Source organism: Aestuariibaculum scopimerae, from assembly GCF_059428085.1.
This window is the reverse complement of record NZ_CM182089.1, coordinates 2125785-2148828: the sequence shown is the minus strand read 5'-3', so window position 1 is coordinate 2148828 and position 23044 is coordinate 2125785. Positions and strand designations below refer to the sequence as shown.

Below are 23044 nucleotides of genomic sequence, written 5' to 3'. Positions count from 1 at the left end.
ATATTATTAATTTGGGAAAACCCTAATTAGTTTTTGTTCATAGCAGATAACATACCGCCGTACACGCCATTTAATGAAGATAAGTTTGAAGCTAATGATTGCATTTGTTCTTTCAATTTAGCTGCATTCTCAATAGATTCTTCATTGATTGAAGCTTGCCTGTTAATACTTTCTAATTGTATTTTATATAAACTGTTTAAAGACTCCATTTGTGCTGCTGCCAAAGATAATTCTTCACCGTATTTTTTAGTAGCTTCAATAGAATCTACAGTAGATGACATATTTTTAGCTGCACCTTCAAAGTTTTTAATACTATCTCCTAAACTTGCCATTAATTCGCCATCTATTTTAGCGTCTTTTAACAACTCATCTAATTTTTTGGATAATAAACCTTGTGGATTTTCTTTTTCTTTTTTAGATGCTTCACCTCCAGCTAATTCTGGATACACTAAAGACCAATCTAAATCGTTATCTACGGGCTCGAACGCTGAAATAGCAAAAATAATTGCTTCGGTTACAAGACCTAATGTTAACATGACATTACCGTTTATAAATCCAAACTCCATGTGAGTGATTTTAAAAAGTGCCCCAATAATTACAATTGCTGCTCCTAATCCGTAAGCCATGTTCATGAACTTTTTACTTGCTTTTGACTGTGCCATAATTTTCAATTTTTGATTTAAGTATAAATTACTTAAGTAGGTTAATTAATAGTTTATTTATTATTGATTTGATTTGATTCTATTTGTTTTTAGCGTTTTTTGTTACTTGTGTCCCCATGTAATCTTGAACGGTTCTAAAACCAATATAACTTCTTGCAGAATCTGCATACTCGTAATCTCTGGAACTTACTTGTAAGAAGTAAGCAACATCTTTCCATGAACCACCTCTAACCACTTTACGTTGGTTATCATCATCATTAACGTTCGGGTTAATGGTAGATGTATATTCATAAGATGATGGATCGTAAGACGCATTTACCCATTCTGATACATTCCCTGCCATATTGTATAGGTTATAATCATTTGGCTCATACGATTTTGCTTCTACAGTATAAAGTGCTTGGTCTGAGGCATAATCCCCTCTCACAGGTTTAAAGTTTGCCATAAAACAACCTCTATCACTTTTGGTATAAGGACCGCCCCAAGGATACGTTGCAGCTTGCAGGCCACCACGAGCAGCATACTCCCATTCTGCTTCAGATGGTAATCTAAAAGTGTTTACCATAGCGGCACCTTTTCTTGATTTTTGATAAGCGTTTTTGTTTATGGTTCGCCATTCACAAAAGGCTTTTGCTTGATCCCAAGTTACACCTACTACAGGGTAATCACTATAAGCATCGTGCCAAAAATAGTCATTGTGCATAGGCTCATTGTAAGAGTAAGCAAAATCACGAATCCATACTGTTGTATCTGGATATACTTCTATTTCCTCTTTTAAAATAACATCTTCTCGTTTAATGTTTCTATTTCTTGCAGCTTCTTGGATATCCATATGGCTATATTGAAACTTAAACTTTTTAACGTCCCAAGTACGTTGTCCATTATAAGATGCCTCTAAAGGTAAATACATGGTATCCATAACCTCTGTGTAGAATTCATCTGGATATTCAGCAGTATCAAAAATTAAATCAATGTCTTTGTTTAATTTTCTTCCTTCATATCCTGTTGGTCCTAAACCTGTATAGTTTTCAAACATGTATTTTTCGTAAACCGACATATTTGCGGTATCGGCATCTTTAAATGCATACTCACCAATACCACCATCTTCTGGTAGTTTACCAACCTCATCGGCTAAAATGGCAAGCTTCATCCTAATAATAGAGTCTCTTACCCAATTTACAAATTGGCGATACTCACTATTAGTAATCTCAGTGGCATCCATATAGAATGCTCTTACTGTAACTGTTTTTGCAGGAGCGTCTTGTACGCCGGCCAAATCATCATCGGCCTTACCCATAATAAATGCGCCACCTGGTATGAGTTCCATCCCATAAGGTTTTTCAGGGTGCCATTTCTTTCCTTTAACACCCACTAACTCGCCTTTGTCGTTAGACCCACAACTAGCTAGCAATGTTATTACTGTGGTTAATAATATAAACTTCTTCATATCCATAGAAAACTCGAGGTTAATTATTTAGCTTCAATTTTGAGAGCGTAAACATATTTATATATTTTTTAAAAAACAACTTTTTTACTGAAAAATTTACATTTCATCGTAAAAAAACAGCATTTTACCGATGAAATGACCCTTTTAGCTATTTATTCCTTCTAAACGCAATTCTTTTGAAACGCTTTATACCAACGGTCTGGCACCTTATTATTACAGGCATCTAGGTAATCTTGGTGCATGCATGGTAATAACGTGTGTCTCTTTAATTTATTATTGATTTCCGATAAAAAAGGAATTTCAATCCACCATCTACCTGTTTTGTTGCTTTTATAAAACACCAATTCGTCTGAATCTACAAGTGCTATGAACTTTTGATAGTTCCTATCATCTGTGAAGTCATCATCTTTTACCCGATAATTTACACCTTCTATAAAATACCATAGCATTTGGGAGATTAACATGGAAGACAACTCGTCATCTTTAGACGGCTTGTATTCATAAATACCAAAAGAGCTTACCTTATTACTTATACCTGCATAACGTGCAATGGCACAAATTTCTTTTCCATCTAAGCCATTTGGTGAAACCTTTTGGTTTAAACTCACTTCTGCTCCTTTTACTGCGCTTAGATCTATACTAACAATATTGGCATCTCGCATTACAGGTTCTACTAGGGTTATATCTTTTGATATCTCTCCCAACCTGTACGATTCAAAATAAAGATCATCCATTAAGTCTTTTTCCTCTTGCGAATTAAAATAAGTTTGATACCCTATGGCTGCATAATTAAAAAGGTTATAGGGTTTGTCTAAAATAATTTTACCAACAAAGCTATCGTTTTTAATAGGTTTGTTTGAATCGCCTAAATCGAACTTACTATCTACATTTACAATATTAACCATTGGCATTATATTATCGTAAGCCCGATAGTTAGCATACGTTAAATCTTGAGTGCCTCCTATTATAATAGGTATAATATTCTTTTTTACCAATATGGCAACAGTTGTCTTAAGGGCAAAATAGGTATCTTCTACCGTTTCTCCTTTATTAATATCACCTAAATCTGCAATGGATGTGCTCCAGCTTCCTGGGAAGAGACCATAAAATGTTTTTCGTATTTCGTCTAGTTGAAACTCTGCTCCTATATAATTTATATCATTTCTGTTTTCAATAACACCAAAAACAGCAATATCTACACCTTCTAAATCTGGAATACCATTTTGTGCAGAATGTATCTTGATTTTCTTTCCTAAAGCTTGCATAGAAAGCAACTGGTTGTGAGCCAATACAGCATCTGAAACTGGAGAAAGGAAATTAAAATTCATAAGAGTCATTTTAATTCAATTTGACTTATCTACAAATATCACTAGAATAAATGACTTTTGCCATGCTGTTAACATAAAAATAATCTACTAAAATTTGCAATCTTTAAAAGAAAGAAACCATTATTTGTAAAATGCTTAAAAGCCCTTACTAATATTTACAACAACTATTTCTTTTTTGCTGAGGCTTTACGCTTGGTTGCTTTTTTCTTGGGTGCCTTGGCTTCAATTAAACCTTTGGCCTCTTCCAAGGTCATTTTAGATACATCAACCGTTTTATCTAACTCAACTTTTGTCTTTCCTTTAATAACGTTGTGCCTACCCCAACGGGCCTTTTCTACTTTTATGCCCTCATCTTCCCAATGGTGTACAACCTTTTCGATATCTTTTTGGATTTTGGTTTCAATAAGTTCCACAATATCATCGTCGGATAAATTATCCCAATCGTATTTTTTATTGACATTGATAAACATATTGTTCCATTTTATAAAGGGACCAAAACGACCTTTACCTTTTTGTACTGGAAGGTTTTTATAGGTATATATTGGTGCATCTGCCTTTTGCTTCTCTTTTATTAAAACAATGGCATCATCTAATTCTACACTTAAGGGATCTACACCCTTGGGCAGCGAAACAAACGAACTACCAAACTTAACATAGGGTCCAAAGCGCCCATTGTTTACTTCTACATCTTCTCCTTTATACTCCCCTAGTTTTTTGGGTAGCTGGAACAAGTCCATAGCTTCTTCATAAGTAATGGTATTAAGTTGTTGGTCTGGCCCCAAACTGGCAAACTGTGGTTTCTCGTCATCTTCTTGAGTTCCAATTTGCACCATAGGTCCAAACTTACCCAAACGAACGCTAACTTGTTTTCCTGTTTTGGGATCGGTTCCCAAAACACGCTCTCCAGACTCTCTATCGGCATTTTCTTGTACATCTTCAACTTGTGGATGGAAGTCTTTATAAAAGGCTTTCATCATATTGGACCAATCTACTTTCCCTTCAGCTATATCATCAAAATCGGCCTCAACCTTGGCTGTAAAATTGTAATCTAATATATGTTCAAAATGATTTACCAAAAAGTCAGTTACAATCATTCCAATATCTGTTGGCACCAATTTCCCTTTGTCTGACCCTACCTTTTCGGTAAGCAATTTATCTTTTACCACCCCTTTTTTTAAGGTAATTTGCGAATATTGGCGTTCGGTGCCCTCTACAGTTCCTTTTTCTACATAATTTCTATTCTGTATGGTAGAAATAGTGGGAGCGTAAGTAGACGGACGCCCAATACCCAATTCTTCTAGTTTTTTCACCAAAGAGGCTTCTGTATATCTAGCCGGTGGCCTTGTGTAACGCTGTGTGGCTGTAATGTAGTTATTAAGTAAGGTTTCATTAACCCGCATGGCTGGCAACATACCTTCTTGTTCAACCTCCTCATCGTCTGTACCTTCTAAATAAACTTTTAAAAACCCGTCAAATGTAATAACCTCCCCATTTGCTGTAAAGGTTTCATTATGTGTTGAAGCATCAATCTTTACATTGGTACGCTCTAATTCTGCCTCACTCATTTGTGATGCAATGGCCCGTTTCCAAATCAATTCGTAAAGGCGTGCTTGATCACGATCTAAACTTACGGAGTGCGTTGCAAAATTGGTTGGTCTAATAGCCTCATGTGCTTCTTGGGCTCCTTTAGTTTTCCCTGTATAGTTTCTGGGCTTACTGTATTTAGAGCCAAAGGCACTTTCTATTTCTGCCTGGGCGCCTTGGCGTGCTTCATCAGATAAATTCACACTATCTGTTCTCATATAGGTTATTAGTCCCGCCTCATAAAGGCGTTGTGCCATAGTCATGGTTTTACTAACTGAAAAGTATAGTTTACGTGACGCCTCTTGTTGCAAGGTTGATGTTGTAAATGGTGCTGCTGGCGATTTTTTAGCTGGTTTTTTCTCTAAATCTGCAACCTTAAACGATGCGCTGGCATTTTTTTCTAAAAAGGCTTGTGCTTCTGCTTTGGTTGAAAAGTTTTTTGGAAGCTTGGCCTTAAAGGTTTGGCCTTCTTCATTAGAAAATTCGGCATCTATTCTATATGATGCTACGGGCTTAAAACCCTGTATTTCGCGTTCGCGTTCTACAATTAAACGTACAGATACGGATTGTACGCGTCCTGCCGATAAGCCTCCTTTGACTTTACGCCATAGTACGGGCGACAATTCGTAACCCACAATTCTGTCTAAAACACGACGTGCTTGCTGGGCATCTACTAAATCGTAATCTATGCCTCTTGGGTTTTCAATGGCCTTTTGAATGGCGGTTTTGGTTATCTCATGAAAAACAATACGTTTTGTTTTTTCTTTATCTAATTTTAAAGTTTCTGCCAAATGCCAAGCTATGGCTTCTCCCTCGCGGTCCTCATCACTTGCTAACCAAACCAAATCGGCCTTATTGGCTAAATCCTTCAGTTGTTTTACAACGGTTCTTTTATCTTTTGAAACTTCGTATTTGGGTTTAAAATCTCCATCTACATCTACCCCCAATTCTTTAGAAGGAAGGTCAGCTATATGTCCAAAACTAGAAGCTACTTTAAAATCTTTTCCCAGAAATTTTTCAATAGTCTTTGCTTTAGCAGGAGACTCAACAATTACTAAATTCTTCGCCATACATCAATTTTTGAAGGTACAAATGTATAGTAAAAAAAGTTTATCTGCATAATTTGGTAGATTAACTGTATGCTAATTACACAAAAAAGCCTGTAATATATGGTATATAACAGGCCATTAATAAACCTAAAAAAAACAGCTTTACACTGTTGTTTTTTAATTAAGAAGGCACCACAACCCCTAACATTTCTAAATATTGTGGCTTATTTTTTAAAGCTATTTTAGCAACCACCATATAATCGCCTATCCACTCCTGCAACTCATCAAGCGATTTATCTCTGGTTTGGGTTGCTTCCTGGGCTTCGCCTGTTTCTTTGTGCTGTGCTGCTAAAAGTTGTTCTACGTTTTTTACATTGGCTTGTGCATCAAGCAATTTTGCCTCATCAATACCAAAAGCAGCCATTGCCGCTTTAATCTCGTCACTTTTTAAGGCATTGGTGTAAAAAATATTGGCTTGCTTTAACCACCCAGAATAACTCTTTTTTCTACGCCCATCCAATTGCAATGTTTCTCTAATGCCTCGTTTGTTCTTAAAAGCAATTCTACTTATGCTTACATGTTCTATATAGGTCTCATTAGCATCGGCCATTGCGATCTGTAATGCATCTGTTGCTTCATATTGGTCTCCATATTCCTTTTTTTGTTCACTGTGCAAACTTTTTGTGTTATTTAATAAGGTTAAACCTTCTTGTAGTTTAATTTCATCATAATTAAAAGCTCCAACCGCTGCTTTTATAACATCATTTTGCAAACTGTTTTCTAAAATTACGGTACAGTGCGCTAATTTCGAATCTATGGTTTTGTTTTCCATTTTAAATTATATGTTACGTTTTAAATTTTAAAAAAATTGTTTTGAACCTTACATTGGTTCGTTTTTATAATTAAATCCCGGGATATGCCGTTCTTTTATGGTTCCCTGCCATTTTTTTCCCGTTCCCTATGATTTTTTTTAGGGAGGAACCATTTTTTTGTGGTGACTTCCCATTTTTTCCCGGGAGGAATGATTTTTTTCCGGTTACCTGCCATTTTTTTCAGGGAGGAATCATTTTTTTATGGTTCTCTACCATTTTTTCTTGGGAGGTCCGATTTTTTTCCGGAAGGAACGGTTTTTTTAGCGGGAAGAATCGTCTTACGGTGGCTCTAAGGTAGTCGGTATAATAAAGGTGTTGTAAACTTTAGATACTAGTTTATTTAATAAGCATAATTTGTAAGTTAAGTTCATTCCTTTTTAGAAATATTAAGTTTGATAGCCTTGGGGGCTTTATGGGCATAAACTTACAAAAGTATTTTGAATTGATTTTACGGTTTTTCCGTAATTGTGTAAAAAAAATCTATTTTTATATGTAGGGTGGTATGTTTTTAGGCTACCTTGTAACGCCTGCCACACGATGAGCGAACAGGCGTTAGGCGGTATTAAAATAAATTACTCTGTTCCAATAGTATCTATAACATCCTGCTCCTTAAAACCAATGGCTTCCTTATAAACATGGTAAAAAGGCAAATCAATAAATTGCTGTGTTACATATATACCTATAAAACACATTAAAAACCCTACTACAGTTGATAATAACCAGGTAACAAACACAAGCGCAAAGGTTATTAGCCACTTTTTATTCCCTAATTTAAAGGCTACTTTTACAATTTCAGACGGAGATAAATCTGGGTTAAGGGCATACACCACAACCATATACGATAGGGGAATTATGGCATAAATAATAGGCAATACACAAAGCAATGCTGCCAATAGGCCAATTCCCAACATCATTAAACCTAAAGTAATTGTCTTTTTTAAATAGCGCTTCTTTAAAAAGAAAAAATAATCATCGGCCTGGTTTAACCGCAAATCCTTATTTTTTACAATTCTAAAATAAGCGGCTTTTAACCCAACAGATATAGCCATCATACCTATCATCATAAAAAGAAACAATACTATGGATACGGCCATAACAACAAAACCGAGCCCCTCTAATCCTGAAAACCCTTCCCCTTCAAAAGACTCAGGGCTAAATACACCCAATGCCACAAGCGGTAAATACACTATAATATAGAACGGAAACATAAATGCCATATTCAATAACAAAACAACAATACCTTGTACCCAAACCTTTTTAAACAATTCAATACAATTATTAAAAATAGTACCAAAATCCGATGGTCTAGCACCTTCAATCTTTCTCAATAAAATATTACTATCACTCATAATTAAAATAGTTTATATATTTTCAAAATCATCTTGCACCCCTATTTGATCTATTTCCGATTCTTCTTGAAACCCAACGGCATTCTTATAAATAACAAAAGCAGGCAAATAAACTATGGATATGGTAAAGAGCAATCCAATGCCACAGCCTAAAATTCCCAACATGCCTATTAACCCGGCAACAAACATGGTTCCAAAAGTAATAAGCCATTTTTTGTTACCTAGTGCAAAACTGGCTTTTACAATTTGCATCTCACTAAAATCTGGATAATCCGCCAGAATAACAGCAAAATAAGACAACGGCACAAAGACATATATGTAAGGAATTAAAAATAAGTATTGCGCAATAGAGGCTATAATGGTGTAAATAATACCCAACATAAACACTTTGCTAAAATAGGCTTTACGAAAAAAGAAAAAATAATCGTCTTCACCACCACTGCCAGTAACTATTTGACGGCAAATACGATAAAAACCTGCAACAAAAGCAAGTGTTAGGGTACTGGCCAATATGGCTTGTGGGATATTATAAATTGCATTTACGGAGTAGAAATGCAAAAAAGAATCCATATCAAACCCATTGCTAAAAACCTCTACATCGGGGGCCAGACCTATTAATCTAAAAATAAATCCTATAAAAATACTTGGAAGAACAATGAGCATAATTATTAAAAAGCCCTTTATCCATACTTTTTTAAACAACTCTATGGTTTCATTAATAACATTTCCAGAATCTAATGCTTTAGCATTTGCTATTTTTGCCAATAGGCTTTCCTTTGTACTCATTTTTTTATTATTGGTTAGCTGCCAACTAAAGTAAAAATTTTCTTCAATATTTTAATATTTTTTTATGGTATTTTTAAATATGACACTTTGTCATAAACCATAAATATGTTGTATCTTTGCATGCTTATTGAAAGATAACGTGTTACTAGTTAACTATGGAGAAAATTATAGACGAAAGTAAACAAGGGGAAACCTTAACATTAAAACAACAAGAAGGCAATAAACGCAAGCTTTTTATAGAAAGCTATGGATGTGCCATGAATTTTAGTGATAGTGAAATTGTAGCCTCTATATTGGCAGAGCAAGGCTTTAACACAACCCAAAGCTTAGAAGACGCCGATTTGGTTTTAGTAAATACCTGCTCTATTAGAGATAAAGCCGAACAAACTGTTCGCAAACGTTTAGAAAAATACAATGCCGTAAAAAAATCCCATAATCCTAAAATGAAAGTAGGCGTTTTGGGCTGTATGGCAGAGCGCTTAAAAACCAAGTTTTTAGAAGAAGAAAAGATTGTTGATTTAGTTGTTGGCCCCGATGCTTACAAAGACCTCCCCAATCTTTTAACTGAAGTAGATGAAGGGAATGAGGCTATTAATGTAATCCTTTCCAAGGAAGAAACCTATGGAGATATATCTCCTGTTAGATTAAACACTAATGGGGTAACCGCTTTTGTATCTATTACACGAGGCTGCGATAACATGTGCACATTTTGCGTAGTGCCCTTTACGCGTGGCAGAGAGCGTAGTAGAGCACCGCAAAGTATTATTGAAGAAATTAATGATTTATGGAACAAAGGTTTTAAAGAAGTTACCTTACTAGGCCAAAATGTAGATAGTTACCTTTGGTACGGGGGCGGTTTAAAAAAAGATTTCAATAAAGCTTCCGATCTACAAAAAGCTACTGCCGTTAATTTTGCAAAGCTGCTGGATCTTTGTGCCAATGCACAACCTAAAATGCGTATTCGCTTTTCAACATCAAACCCACAAGACTTAACTCTTGATGTAATTGAAACGATGGCTAAACACAAAAACATTTGTAACCATATTCATTTACCCGTACAAAGTGGAAGCGATCGTATTTTAAAAGAAATGAATCGCTTGCATACGCGCAAGGAGTACATGCAGCTAATAGACAATATTCGCAACATTATTCCAGATTGTGCCATAAGCCAAGACATGATTGTAGGTTTTCCTACCGAAACAGAAACCGATTTCCAAGACACCTTATCCCTTATGGAATATGTAAAATACGATTTTGGTTATATGTTCACATATTCTGAACGCCCAGGCACTTTGGCTGAACGAAAAATGAAAGATGACGTTCCTGAAGACATAAAAAAAAGAAGACTAACAGAAATTGTAGAACTTCAACAAGCACACAGTGGTTTTAGAACCCGACAAAACTTAAATACCATTGTAGAAGTCCTTATTGAAAAAGAGTCTAAAAAATCGGACGCCCATTGGTCTGGTAGAACACAACAAAGCCTTGTTACCGTGTTCCCTAAAGCACACTATAAAGTTGGCGATTTTGTAAATGTAAAAGTTACCGATTGTACCAGTGCAACACTTATTGGTGAAGCCATTGGTTACTCAACTAACAATTAAGGTTAACAGTAAAAATGAACAAGCTAAAACTAAATGGTGACATTAAAAGCAATTATAAATAAACTTTTTAGTTTTTAACTTTTAACTTAAAAATATGGAATCAGTTCAAGCTATAAAACAACGTTTTGGTATTATTGGCAATACGCCTGCACTAAATCGTGCCATAGAAAAAGCCATTCAAGTAGCCCCAACCGACATTTCAGTATTGGTAACAGGCGAAAGTGGCGTAGGTAAAGAAAGTATTCCAAAAATAATACACCAATTATCACACAGAAAACACAATAAATACATTGCCGTAAACTGTGGGGCCATTCCCGAAGGTACCATAGACAGTGAACTTTTTGGTCATGAAAAAGGAGCCTTTACAGGAGCGACACAAACACGCGAAGGGTATTTTGAAGTAGCCGATGGCGGTACTATTTTTCTAGATGAAGTTGGCGAGCTACCCTTAACAACCCAAGTACGCTTACTACGTGTTTTAGAAAATGGCGAATTTTTAAAAGTAGGTTCCAGTAAAGTACAAAAAACCAATGTGCGTATTGTAGCTGCAACAAACATTAATATGTTTGAGGCTATTGAAAAAGAAAAATTTCGTGAAGACCTTTACTATAGGTTAAGCACTGTTGACATCCATTTGCCACCATTACGCGATAGGCAGGATGATATTCACTTGCTGTTTAGAAAATTTGCCAGTGATTTTGCATTGAAATACAAAATGCCAACCATTAAGCTAACAGACAATGCTATTGAGGTTCTTTTAAAACATCGTTGGAGTGGTAATATTAGACAATTACGAAACATTGCCGAACAACTTTCTGTATTAGAACAAAACAGAACCATTACTGCCGAAACCCTAAAAAGTTATTTGCCTACATCGGGCTCCAACTTACCGGCAGTTATAAAAACATCTAAAGCAGAAAGCGATTTTAGTAGCGAGCGTGAAATTTTATACAAGGTTCTTTTTGATATGAAAAGTGACCTAAACGATTTAAAAAAACTCACACTCGAGCTCATGAAAAGTGGCAATACAAAAGATGTTGAAAAGAGCCATGAAGGCCTTATTCAAAAAATTTATGGTGATGACGAAGAGGACACTGAGTATGATGAAGCTGTGGAAAATAGCGACTTAATTTCTATTCCAGAGCACACCCCTAACAACGATATTATAGAGCCCGTTCCAGATAAATACCATTTTGCCGAAGAAATTGAAGAAGAAGAAACACTCTCATTGCAAGACAAAGAATTGGAATTAATAAAAAAATCGCTTGAACGTCACAACGGAAAGCGTAAATTAGCTGCTGCCGAATTGGGCATTAGCGAACGCACATTATACCGAAAGATAAAACAATATGACCTCTAAATCCGTTAAGAGTAAAACCAACAGTTAAAAGCTAACCTATAGAACAAAAACAAACCTATGAAATACCATATATTATACTTTTCTCTTTTAGTTTTTAGTTTTTCACTTTACAATTGTGGCTTTTACTCCTTTACAGGCGCCTCCATACCTCCTGACACAAAAACCTATCAGGTCAATCGTTTTGAAAATAACGCCTTATTAATAGAACCCGGGCTAGAACGTGATTTTAAGTTGGCCCTAGAAGATTTAATACAAAACCAAACCAACCTAAGCTTAGTAACCTCTAATGCCGATTTGGTTTATGAAGGAGAAATAACCGATTATAGAATTTCCCCAACAACGGCCACATCAGAAAACACAGCAGCACAAAACAGGTTGACCATAAGTGTTAAAGTGCGGTTTTATAATAGAAAAAAAGAGGAAGATGATTTTGAGCAAACTTTTTCTTTCTTTTACGATTACCCCGGAAGAGAGCAACTTATTGGAGCACAGAAGGCAACAGCACATGAAGAAATATTAGAACGCCTTACACAAGATATTTTCAATGCCTCGCTAGCTAAATGGTAACAAGTACAGCTTCAGCGGTTCATCAGTATAAGGTGGGTATAAGATAAACTGAAGAAAAATATTTAAATTTGGGCTTACCAATGAATCAAAAAGATTTTACATACATATTACAACAGCCACAAGCCATTACGCATGAACAAACGGAGGCCGTAAAATCCATTATTGATGAGTTCCCTTATTTTCAATCTGCTCGGGCCGTTTACCTAAAAGGGCTAAAAGACCAAAGTAGTTTTAAATACAATCAAGAGCTAAAAACAACAGCTGCTTATACCACAGATCGTAGTATTCTTTTTGATTTTATAACTTCCGATGTCTTTGTACAAAACAAGATTTCAGAATTAATAAAAAGAAATTCAGAGCATTTAAAAGATATTGATGTAGACGTAGAAGACATTTCCGTTTATAAAAGTGTTAAAATTGATGATGCCCTAAGACAACAAATTAAAGACACCGATGGGGTATTAGACCCCTCCTTATTTAGCCCAAAAGAAGAACGCCAAAAAAAAATAGCTCATTTTGCTTTAGATGAATCTGAAAACATAGAGCCCGTTACTAAAGATACACAAACACAAAAAGCATCAGCTTCAGATATTCTTAATTTAGGACAACCCCTTCAATTTGGAAAAAGCGAAACCCATTCCTTTAATGAGTGGCTTAAACTTACTCGCTTTAGCCCCATTAAACGCAGTACAAAAGAAACACCCCACACAACTACCGAAGCAGAACAAAAACCAAGCTCAACGCCAGAAGTACAATCGCAAAACGCAGACCCGGATTTAGAAAGGCATAAAAAATTTGAACTTATAGATAAGTTCATTAATAAAAACCCTAAAATAAACCCTTCAAAAACTGCATCACCAAAAGGGAACCTCGCCAAAGCCCAAATGATACAAACCGAGTCTTTGATGACCGAAACTTTGGCGCGTATTTATGTAGAGCAAAAAAACTATAAAAAAGCAATTCAATCTTATAAAATTTTAAGTTTGAAATATCCAGAAAAAAGTAGTTTCTTTGCAAACCAAATAAAAGCTGTAGAAGAATTACAAGAACAAAACAATAAAAAGTAATGAGTACGTTCACAATATTTTTAGCCTTAATAGTTATAGTAGCCTTTTTACTTGTTGTAGTAATCATGGTTCAAAACCCAAAAGGGGGCGGTTTGTCTTCATCATTTGGGGGCGGTGGCACCCAACAATTAGGTGGTGTAAAAAAGACTACCGATTTTCTAGACAAAAGCACATGGACCTTAGCAACTTTATTGTTAGTGCTAATCCTATTATCTAACATGACCATTCATAGTGGTTCAGACGCTATAGATTCTAAAGCCTTAGATACAGATGATGCTACAACAACGCAGCCATTACCACAAGCTGCACCTGCACAACAAACAACTAACGATGCTGCCACTGTAAATGATACAGCCCAGTAATCGATGTCTATAAACAAACAAAAAATGCCAACTTTTCAAGTTGGCATTTTTTGTTGCTGCAAGTTTGTCAGTTAACCCGTATTGGCATACTTTTAGAATAATGGAATCGCATTAACATTAATTATTTTAAACTTAAAAATATAACACATGGCATTAAACATTAAACCATTAGCAGACCGTGTTCTTATTGAACCAGCCGAAGCTGAAACCAAAACAGCTTCTGGAATTATCATTCCAGACAACGCTAAAGAAAAACCACAAAGAGGAACTGTTGTCGCTGCCGGAAAAGGCACTAAAGATGACCCAATAACTGTAAAAGTTGGCGATACTGTTTTATATGGTAAATATGCTGGAACAGAACTTAAACTAGAAGGCAAAGATTATTTAATTATGCGAGAGAGTGATATTCTAGCAATCATATAACCGCATTAAAAAATTAACCCTTTAAACAATTTATATAAAATCAAAAAAGCAAAATAAGATATGGCAAAAGATATAAAATTTGATATTGAAGCACGCGACGGATTAAAACGTGGTGTTGATGCATTAGCAAATGCTGTAAAAGTAACATTAGGCCCAAAAGGACGTAATGTGATTATAAGTAAAAGTTTTGGAGCCCCTCAAGTAACAAAAGACGGGGTCTCTGTAGCTAAAGAAATTGAATTAGAAAATGCCCTTGAAAATATGGGTGCCCAAATGGTAAAAGAAGTCGCTTCTAAAACCAACGATTTGGCTGGTGATGGAACAACAACTGCAACCGTATTGGCACAAGCCATTGTAAAAGAAGGTTTAAAAAATGTTGCTGCCGGAGCCAATCCCATGGATTTAAAACGCGGTATTGATAAAGCTGTGGAGGCTATTACTAAAGATCTTGAAAGACAAACCAAAAAAGTAGGTAACTCTTCTGAAATGATTAAGCAAGTTGCAGCTATTTCGGCCAACAACGATGATACTATTGGCGAATTAATAGCAACTGCTTTTAGTAAAGTTGGTAAAGAAGGGGTTATTACCGTTGAAGAAGCTAAAGGTATGGACACCTATGTAGATGTTGTTGAAGGTATGCAGTTTGACCGTGGCTATTTATCACCTTACTTCGTAACAGATGCCGATAAAATGATTGCAGATTTAGAAAATCCATACATTTTATTATTCGACAAAAAGATTTCTAACCTTCAAGAAATTCTTCCAATTTTAGAGCCTGTAGCACAATCTAGCCGCCCATTATTAATTATTGCTGAAGATGTAGATGGACAAGCTTTGGCTACACTAGTAGTTAATAAATTACGTGGCGGATTAAAAATTGCTGCTGTAAAAGCACCTGGTTTTGGAGACAGACGTAAAGCCATGCTAGAGGACATAGCCATTCTAACTGGTGGTACTGTTATTTCTGAGGAAAGAGGCTTTACGCTAGAAAATGCAGATTTAAGTATGTTAGGTACTGCTGAAACGGTAACCATCGACAAAGACAATACAACAATTGTAAATGGAGCTGGTGATGCTAAAGACATTAAAGCACGTGTTAACCAAATAAAAGCTCAAATAGAAACAACAACAAGCGATTACGATAAAGAAAAACTTCAAGAACGTTTAGCCAAATTGGCCGGAGGTGTAGCCGTACTATATGTTGGAGCTGCCAGTGAAGTTGAAATGAAAGAGAAAAAGGATCGTGTTGATGATGCATTACATGCTACCAGAGCTGCTGTAGAAGAAGGCATTGTAGCTGGTGGTGGTGTTGCTTTTGTTAGAGCCATAGCGGTTTTAGATAAATTAACAACCGATAACTTAGATGAAGTAACCGGTATTCAAATAGTAGCACGCGCCATAGAATCTCCACTACGCACCATTGTTGAAAATGCTGGTGGCGAAGGCAGTGTTGTTATTGCTAAAGTATTAGAAGGCAAAAAAGACTTTGGTTTTGATGCCAAATCTGAAACCTACGTAGACATGCTTAAAGCTGGAATTATCGATCCTAAAAAAGTGACGCGTATTGCCTTAGAAAATGCTGCTTCTGTTTCGGGAATGATTTTAACAACCGAATGTGCCTTAATAGACATTAAAGAAGATACACCTGCTATGCCTCCAATGGGCGGCGGTGGTATGCCGGGCATGATGTAATTAAATGCATAACTATTAACAAATAAAAAGCGCTTCAATTAATTTTGAAGCGCTTTTTTATTAATTCGTACCATAAAGTGCTATTAAATCTTCTTTTAAATTTCTAAATACATATTCGTGCTCCTGCTCTATACCCATTTTCTCGGCCATCCTCCAATAAAACCTTGGATATAATACCGATGTGTAAGTAGTAGTTCTTGTTATTTTACTATAATTGCTGCTTATATCTTCAAACATATAAGTGGCTTCTTTAAAACCTAACCATTTCTTACCTGTTACTTGGTAATCTATAACATCCATTTTTAATAGTTCGCCTTTTTTAAGTTCTGTAATGCGCTCTACAATCTTACCCCCTTCAAAGTAACATACTCGCAATCCGCCAACTTTCTCCTCCTCTAGAATACACTTTTGCGGAACAGGTAAATCCAATTTCATTAAAAATGGTTTTATTTCAGAATCCAAAGTATCAACAGATTTAATACATTCATAAACCTGTAAAGACCCATACGGTAAAATCATTTCCGACTTCACCTCTATCACCGCCTTATCATCTTTTGTCAATTCCGTTTCAACAAAACTAAAAAGGAGAAAAATAGAAAAAGGCAATATAGAACTTTTAACAATACCTGATTCTTTATAATTAAAGACACGATAGGTTTTAACAACATACTTTGTCAAGACCCCTATAGCAATGGCAACTACAATTAAAGGCATAGCCATAAGAATACACAACATGCCTTCTAAACCTCCTATAAAAAGCAAAGTAAAGAAAACCGCTAGGGATATAACATGGCCCCATAAGCTTATAGCTTTAACCGTTGAATTGCCACATATATAACCAATAGTAAATGGCAAAAACACGAAAAAGGACACCCCATAACCTATTTGTCCAAAATGCAAGAGCATAAACCCTATACTTAAGAAGATAAGGCTAATAATGATAGATATAACAAATTCACTTTTCATAACAGTAGGTAGATTATTGAAAAAAAAATCCAATTATTCTTCAGGAGGGAAATATAAATATATAAAAAATTCTTACATATAAATAATTTTCTGAACCATTTATTATTAAAAAGCAAAAAAAAGAGACTTAAAAAACTTACTTTTCACAGCCTCTCTTTTTAAGATTTGCATCAATGTTTTTCAATCAATATTTTTATTTTTTAGCCGCAAAGCATTAGCAATGACAGATACGGAGCTAAAACTCATAGCTGCAGCTGCAATCATGGGAGATAACAATAACCCAAAAACAGGAAATAATACACCTGCAGCTACAGGTACACCTATACTATTATAAAAAAGTGCAAAAAACAGATTTTGTTTAATGTTCTTCATAACACTTTCACTCAAATTATAGGCTTTTACAATACCCTGCAAATCTCCTTTTACCAATGTAATTTGAGCACTCTCAATGGCCACATCGGTTCCTGTTCCCATAGCAATACCTATATTACTTTGGGCCAGTGCTGGTGCATCATTAATACCATCACCCGCCACAGCCACCATATAGCCTTGTTCTTGAAGCTTTTTTACCTCTTCTAATTTTTCTGCTGGTAATACCTCAGCTTTAAAATCACTAATGTTCAATTCTGATGCTACTGCCTTAGCCGTGTTTATATTATCTCCCGTTAACATAACAACGCGAATACCTTTAGCTTGTAATTTTGATATGGCCTTTTTGCTTTGCTTTTTAATTTTATCTTTAATTACCACATAACCTATAGCATCATGGCCTATGGCAAGAATAGGCACGGTTTTACCTTGCTGTTGTTGCCTTAAAAGATCGCTCTCTAAAGTTTCGGATATAGACACCTCCATCTCTTTCATCAAGGAGGTGTTACCCAGCGCCACTTGTTTCCCTTTAATGGTTCCTGTAACACCTTTTCCTGTTATGGAATTAAAATTAGTAACTTCTAGAGATGCTATTTTTTGGGACTTACCATAAGCCATTGTAGCATCAGCTATAGGGTGCTCACTGTGCTTATTTAATGATATAATGTATTGCAAAACGGTTGTAGCATCAAAATCCTTGTGAACACTTTTAACCTCATCTACCGAGGGTTTACCTTCTGTAATAGTACCTGTTTTGTCAATCATCAAAACATCTATTTTATTTAAGGTTTCTAAGGCTTCAGCGTTTTTAATCAAAACTCCTGATTTGGCACCTTTCCCCACCCCAACCATAACAGACATGGGTGTTGCCAACCCCAATGCACAGGGACAGGCAATAATTAATACGGCTATGGCATTTACCAAGGCATATACATAAGAAGGCTCAGGACCCCATAGTTTCCAAACAATAAATGTTACAATTGAAATCAACACCACAATTGGCACAAAATAACCAGATATATTATCGGCTAGTTTTTGAATGGGCGCTTTACTTTTACTAGCATTATTTACCATGGTTATAATTTGAGACAGCAAAGTATCAGCTCCCACCTTTTCAGCTTTCATCAAAAAAGATTGTTTGCCATTTATGGTTCCGGCATTTACCCCATCATGCTGTTTTTTTGATACTGGTATGGGCTCGCCGGTAATCATGGATTCATCTACCGTACTTTCACCTTCTTCAATTGTACCGTCCACTGGAATTTTATCCCCTGGTTTTACACGCAAAATATCGCCTATCTTAATAGCATCAATAGCAATAACTTCTTCTTCACCATCTACCACCCGAACTGCTTTATTAGGTGCTAGTTTCAATAATTCCTTAACTGCGGAATTGGTTTTTTGGTGTGCCCGGGCTTCCAACAGTTGTCCCAACAAGACAAGAGTTAATATTACAGTAGCAGCTTCAAAATAAACATGCACAGTACCAGTATCCGTTTTAAATTGCATAGGTAATAGCTCTGGAAACAGCATGCCAAAAACACTAAAAAGCCAAGCAACACCAGCACCAATACCAATAAGTGTAAACATATTTAAATGCCAGTTTACAATAGATTTATAAGCACGCTCAAAAAACATCCAAGTTGCATAAAACACTACAGGAATGGATAATAGAAATTGAACACCATTCCAGTATTTCAATGCCAATATTTGGTGTAATGGATTATTGGGAATCATCTCGGACATAGCTATTAAAAAAATAGGCAAAGTAAATGCCGCCGATACCCAAAATTTTTTAGATAGTTTTTTATAGGTTGTATCTTCGGCAGGTGTTTGGTTAACACCCACTTCTTCCACCAAATCCATACCACAAACAGGACAGTCTCCTGGTTTATCATAAGTTTTGTCGCCTTCACATCGCATAGGACAATAAAACACCCCTGTACCATGCCTTTCTTCCTGTTTCTTTTGATGTTCGTGATGCTTGTGTTTGTGCTCCTCTCCAGGAAGCGAAATACCATAATGGGTACCTATAGCCTCTTGAAGTTTCTCAACAGGAATATGGTGCTGCATTTCTAAAAGTGCTTCACCTTTTTCTAAATCCACCTTGGCTTCTATAACATCGTCTATTGCATTTAAGTTGCTTTCTACAGATGTTCTACAGCCATTACAGGTCATTCCTGTAATTTTATATGTATGTTGCATGGCAATGGAATTAATTTTGAAAATTCTTAAGTAATATAACTATTGTGCATTCAAAATTGAACAAACAATTTCATATTAAAATTATCAAATAATATAGACTTGAACAAGAAGAAGAGTACCTAATATCAAATTATATAATAAGCCATTCTTAAAAAAATTATCCTTTGAGTTTATTATAATAAAAGGCTGGCAACAAAAGCAGTAAAAGAATGGGCTGTATCAAAAAACGCCGCACATTAAAAAACATATAATAGTCCTCTTGCCTAGGGTTTATTACAAAATATAAATAGATAGCTAATAAAACAACCAAAGATACGCTATACAACAATACCGAAAACTTAATTATTTGCTTATCTCTAAAAACAACATATAGAATAGCTAAAGAAAAAACCGTGTTTAACACATACCTTAAAGTGGTAAATACTGTTAATTTAAAAACCTCCCTTCTAGGGCTATCTATATACAAATAATCATTTTTAAAAAACTTCAAGTAAGGATCATAAAACAGCTCGTTTTCATAAACCCGAATCAATATCAAGAACCCAAATAGAATAAAAAGCAATATATACTTAAGCGGTTTACCCATTGGCTTTCTTTAATTTAGAAAAACGACTTACCCAAAATATCCACAGTAACAAAACAATACCATAAATAATTGCTGGAAACACCACCGCATGTAAAAACTCCGTATACTTTGGAAAATGATAAATCGCAATAGCAAAAAGCACAATACGCAATAAGTTTGCTACATAAATCAATACACTTCCCGAAAGGATATAAAAAAAAGTGGTCTTAAAGTTTGTAGCAAACGCTATGATAAACGATGCAAATAAAATAATGACACTTGCAGAGTTACAGCCCTCAATAATTCTCGCTAAATAATAGTCGTTGACTATTAACTTCATAGAGGGCTCGTTGGGATGCGGCAAAATCTGTGCTTGGTACCCAAAGGTATTGAGCAAGGATTCGCATTGTACTGCAACCAAATGTGTTAAGTAATCTGGATAAAACATAGAACCATCTGAATACTGTAAATAAAATTTATACAATACTGAAAACAACAAGTAAACCAACAAAAAAGTTAGTATAAACCTAACAACTGTTTTATATTTTACAAAAAGCGTTTTCAATCAGAAATACTAAAACGTTAAATTAAACCAAATCGAATATCGAAATTACAGCTTTTTAAATACTTTTACCAAAACTTTTGAAGTTATGACTTTTGAAACTTTAAAACCTCAAGTACAAGCAATTATAAACAACAACGTAAAATCGATTAACGAACGTTTGCTAAAGATATGCGAATTACTTGAAACCCATATAGATTACTACAACTGGGTTGGGTTTTATTTTTCCAATGGAAACAAAAAAGAACTTATTTTAGGTCCCTACGTGGGTGCCCCAACCGATCATACGGTTATTCCTTTTGGCAAAGGCATTTGTGGGCAAGTTGCTGTTAGCAACCAAAATTTTGTGGTACCCGATGTAACTGCTCAAGACAATTATATTGCCTGTAGCATTACAGTAAAAGCTGAAATCGTAATTCCCATTTTTGTAAACGGTAAAAACATTGGGCAAATAGACATCGACTCTAATACGCCCGACCCTTTTACTAAAGCCGATGAACATTTTTTGGAATTTGTTTGCGCTCAAGTAGCTACCATCTTAGAGTAAGATAGCTGTTTCTAGAAGCCTTGTTAACAACTTCGCCTTTTGTTTAAAAAATCACCGTGTTTTTTAGGTTTTCTGAACTCGTTTTTTAGTTAAAATAACTACTTTTGCTACTTATAACCACATTACAAAAATGAGCAACGAAAAAACAGTAAAATCAGCTTTAATCTCAGTATTTAGCAAAGACGGATTAGAACCCATTGTAAAAAAACTAAACGATCAGGGTGTAACCATTTATTCAACTGGAGGTACTCAAACATTCATTAACGATCTTGGTATTGAAGTTATTCCTGTAGAAGAAATAACATCCTACCCTTCTATCTTAGGGGGACGTGTAAAAACATTACACCCTAAAGTATTTGGTGGTATTTTAAACAGGCAAAACCACTCTGGTGACATTCAAGAGTTGGAAGCTTTTGAAATCCCTCAAATTGATGTTGTAATTGTAGATTTATATCCGTTCGAGAAAACTGTTGCCTCTGGTGCAAGTGAGCAAGATATTATAGAAAAAATTGATATAGGTGGTATCTCACTAATTCGTGCTGCAGCTAAAAATTATGCTGATGTTATCTGTGTATCGTCTGTTAATGACTACGCTGAGTTTTTAGAACTTATTTCAGAAAACAATGGTAGCATTTCAGAAGAAAGTAGAAAACGTTTTGCCGCAAAAGCCTTTAATGTGTCATCACATTATGACACGGCCATTTTTAATTACTTCAACCAAAAGGAAGAAGAAGTTGTTCTAAAAATTAGTGAAACCAACGGCAAGGTATTACGCTATGGCGAAAACCCTCATCAAAAGGGTTTTTTCTTTGGTGATTTTGATGCTATGTTTACCAAACTTAATGGTAAGGAATTAAGCTATAACAATTTACTGGATGTTGATGCAGCAGTTAATTTAATAAACGAATTTAAAAGCGAAGCGCCCACATTTGCCATTTTAAAGCACAATAATGCATGTGGTTTTGCACAACGCAACACCATACACCAAGCCTATGTAGATGCATTGGCTGGTGACCCTGTATCTGCTTTCGGTGGTATTTTAATTAGTAATACTGAGATAGATAAAACTACAGCTGAAGAAATTAGCAGCCTGTTTTGTGAAGTGATTATCGCTCCTTCTTATGAAGCTGAAGCATTGGAGATACTTAAGGGTAAAAAGAACAGAATTATTTTAGTTCTTCATGATGTTGATTTACCTAAAACAAATGTACGAAGTTGTTTAAACGGGGTTTTGGTACAGGACAGAAACAACGTAACTGATTCTATTAAAGGGTTAACATATGTTACAAACAATAAACCAGCAGAAAACGAGTTAGAAGATTTAATATTCGCTTCTAAAATTTGCAAGCACACAAAATCTAACACAATCGTTTTAGTGAAAAACAAACAACTATACGCCAGCGGAACAGGACAAACCAGTCGTGTTGACGCATTACAACAAGCCATTCATAAAGCAAAATCCTTTAATTTCGATTTAAATAATGCCGTTATGGCCAGTGATGCTTTTTTTCCGTTCCCAGATTGTGTTGAAATTGCCAAAAATGCCGGTGTTAATGCTGTAATTCAACCTGGTGGTTCCATAAAAGACCAATTAAGCATTGATTATTGTAACGAAAACAATGTGGCAATGGTATTTACCGGAACCCGTCATTTTAAACATTAATTAAATAGAATATAT

20 protein-coding genes are annotated in these 23044 nt (G+C 35.4%); 9 read left to right on the top strand and 11 right to left on the bottom strand.

Annotation, left to right across the window (positions count from 1 at the left end; all coding sequences use genetic code 11):
• Nucleotides 1–26 precede the first annotated feature (26 nt).
• The 7 genes from porL to AC5SR4_RS09240 all read right to left on the bottom strand — a co-directional run bounded on the left by porL (nt 27) and on the right by AC5SR4_RS09240 (nt 9077).
• Entirely contained in the window at nt 27–662 is a 636-nt protein-coding gene (gene porL, locus AC5SR4_RS09270; RefSeq protein ID WP_495355966.1) for a type IX secretion system motor protein PorL/GldL, read from the bottom strand.
• Between the two features lie 79 nt (nt 663–741).
• Nucleotides 742–2109 (bottom strand): T9SS ring complex lipoprotein PorK/GldK, encoded by a 1368-nt coding sequence (gene porK / locus AC5SR4_RS09265; protein WP_495359172.1) that lies wholly within the window; start codon nt 2107–2109, stop codon nt 742–744.
• Nucleotides 2110–2270: 161 nt separating this feature from the next.
• Nucleotides 2271–3437 (bottom strand): formimidoylglutamase, encoded by a 1167-nt coding sequence (locus AC5SR4_RS09260; RefSeq protein WP_495355965.1) that lies wholly within the window; start codon nt 3435–3437, stop codon nt 2271–2273.
• A 164-nt stretch (nt 3438–3601) separates the two neighbouring features.
• Nucleotides 3602–6091, bottom strand: coding sequence for a type I DNA topoisomerase (gene topA, locus AC5SR4_RS09255; RefSeq protein WP_495355964.1), 2490 nt, complete (start codon nt 6089–6091; stop codon nt 3602–3604).
• A 160-nt stretch (nt 6092–6251) separates the two neighbouring features.
• Complete coding sequence (locus AC5SR4_RS09250; protein WP_495355963.1) at nt 6252–6902, bottom strand: PQLLE family protein; 651 nt, start codon at nt 6900–6902, stop codon at nt 6252–6254.
• Nucleotides 6903–7514: 612 nt separating this feature from the next.
• Nucleotides 7515–8291 carry a hypothetical protein gene (locus AC5SR4_RS09245; protein WP_495355962.1) on the bottom strand — a complete coding sequence of 259 codons (777 nt, stop codon included), beginning with the start codon at nt 8289–8291 and terminating at the stop codon, nt 7515–7517.
• Nucleotides 8292–8303: 12 nt separating this feature from the next.
• Nucleotides 8304–9077, bottom strand: a complete 774-nt coding sequence (locus AC5SR4_RS09240) for a hypothetical protein (RefSeq protein WP_495355961.1) — start codon at nt 9075–9077, stop codon at nt 8304–8306.
• A 155-nt stretch (nt 9078–9232) separates the two neighbouring features.
• Here AC5SR4_RS09240 and miaB point away from each other — a divergent pair, with 155 nt between their 5' ends.
• The 7 genes from miaB to groL all read left to right on the top strand — a co-directional run bounded on the left by miaB (nt 9233) and on the right by groL (nt 16152).
• Nucleotides 9233–10681 carry a tRNA (N6-isopentenyl adenosine(37)-C2)-methylthiotransferase MiaB gene (miaB, locus tag AC5SR4_RS09235; protein WP_495355960.1) on the top strand — a complete coding sequence of 483 codons (1449 nt, stop codon included), beginning with the start codon at nt 9233–9235 and terminating at the stop codon, nt 10679–10681.
• A gap of 94 nt (nt 10682–10775) precedes the next feature.
• Complete coding sequence (locus AC5SR4_RS09230) at nt 10776–12041, top strand: sigma-54 interaction domain-containing protein (protein WP_495355959.1); 1266 nt, start codon at nt 10776–10778, stop codon at nt 12039–12041.
• Between the two features lie 57 nt (nt 12042–12098).
• Nucleotides 12099–12608 (top strand): LptE family protein, encoded by a 510-nt coding sequence (locus tag AC5SR4_RS09225; protein WP_495355958.1) that lies wholly within the window; start codon nt 12099–12101, stop codon nt 12606–12608.
• Nucleotides 12609–12688: 80 nt separating this feature from the next.
• Nucleotides 12689–13675 (top strand): DUF8458 domain-containing protein, encoded by a 987-nt coding sequence (locus tag AC5SR4_RS09220; RefSeq protein ID WP_495355957.1) that lies wholly within the window; start codon nt 12689–12691, stop codon nt 13673–13675.
• Nucleotides 13675–14037, top strand: coding sequence for a preprotein translocase subunit SecG (secG, locus tag AC5SR4_RS09215; RefSeq protein WP_495355956.1), 363 nt, complete (start codon nt 13675–13677; stop codon nt 14035–14037). Before AC5SR4_RS09220 ends, secG begins: the two co-directional genes overlap by 1 nt.
• A gap of 147 nt (nt 14038–14184) precedes the next feature.
• Complete coding sequence (locus tag AC5SR4_RS09210; RefSeq protein WP_495355955.1) at nt 14185–14460, top strand: co-chaperone GroES; 276 nt, start codon at nt 14185–14187, stop codon at nt 14458–14460.
• A gap of 60 nt (nt 14461–14520) precedes the next feature.
• Nucleotides 14521–16152 carry a chaperonin GroEL gene (groL, locus tag AC5SR4_RS09205; RefSeq protein ID WP_495355954.1) on the top strand — a complete coding sequence of 544 codons (1632 nt, stop codon included), beginning with the start codon at nt 14521–14523 and terminating at the stop codon, nt 16150–16152.
• A gap of 60 nt (nt 16153–16212) precedes the next feature.
• On the opposite strand, the gene AC5SR4_RS09200 is transcribed toward groL, so the two are convergent.
• The 4 genes from AC5SR4_RS09200 to xrtF form a co-directional block, all read right to left on the bottom strand.
• A complete protein-coding gene (locus AC5SR4_RS09200; RefSeq protein WP_495355953.1) occupies nt 16213–17118 on the bottom strand; it encodes a hypothetical protein in 906 nt (301 codons plus the stop codon).
• A 180-nt stretch (nt 17119–17298) separates the two neighbouring features.
• Nucleotides 17299–19692, bottom strand: coding sequence for a heavy metal translocating P-type ATPase (locus AC5SR4_RS09195; protein ID WP_495355952.1), 2394 nt, complete (start codon nt 19690–19692; stop codon nt 17299–17301).
• A 157-nt stretch (nt 19693–19849) separates the two neighbouring features.
• On the bottom strand, nt 19850–20278 hold the full coding sequence (locus AC5SR4_RS09190; RefSeq protein WP_495355951.1) for an exosortase F system-associated membrane protein: 429 nt from the start codon (nt 20276–20278) through the stop codon (nt 19850–19852).
• Nucleotides 20271–20822 (bottom strand): exosortase family protein XrtF, encoded by a 552-nt coding sequence (xrtF, locus tag AC5SR4_RS09185; protein ID WP_495355950.1) that lies wholly within the window; start codon nt 20820–20822, stop codon nt 20271–20273. Before xrtF ends, AC5SR4_RS09190 begins: the two co-directional genes overlap by 8 nt.
• Before the next feature lie 85 nt (nt 20823–20907).
• Here xrtF and AC5SR4_RS09180 point away from each other — a divergent pair, with 85 nt between their 5' ends.
• Nucleotides 20908–21366, top strand: coding sequence for a GAF domain-containing protein (locus tag AC5SR4_RS09180; RefSeq protein WP_495355949.1), 459 nt, complete (start codon nt 20908–20910; stop codon nt 21364–21366).
• 130 nt (nt 21367–21496) lie between these two features.
• Entirely contained in the window at nt 21497–23029 is a 1533-nt protein-coding gene (gene purH / locus AC5SR4_RS09175) for a bifunctional phosphoribosylaminoimidazolecarboxamide formyltransferase/IMP cyclohydrolase (RefSeq protein WP_495355948.1), read from the top strand.
• Nucleotides 23030–23044: the final 15 nt, after the last annotated feature.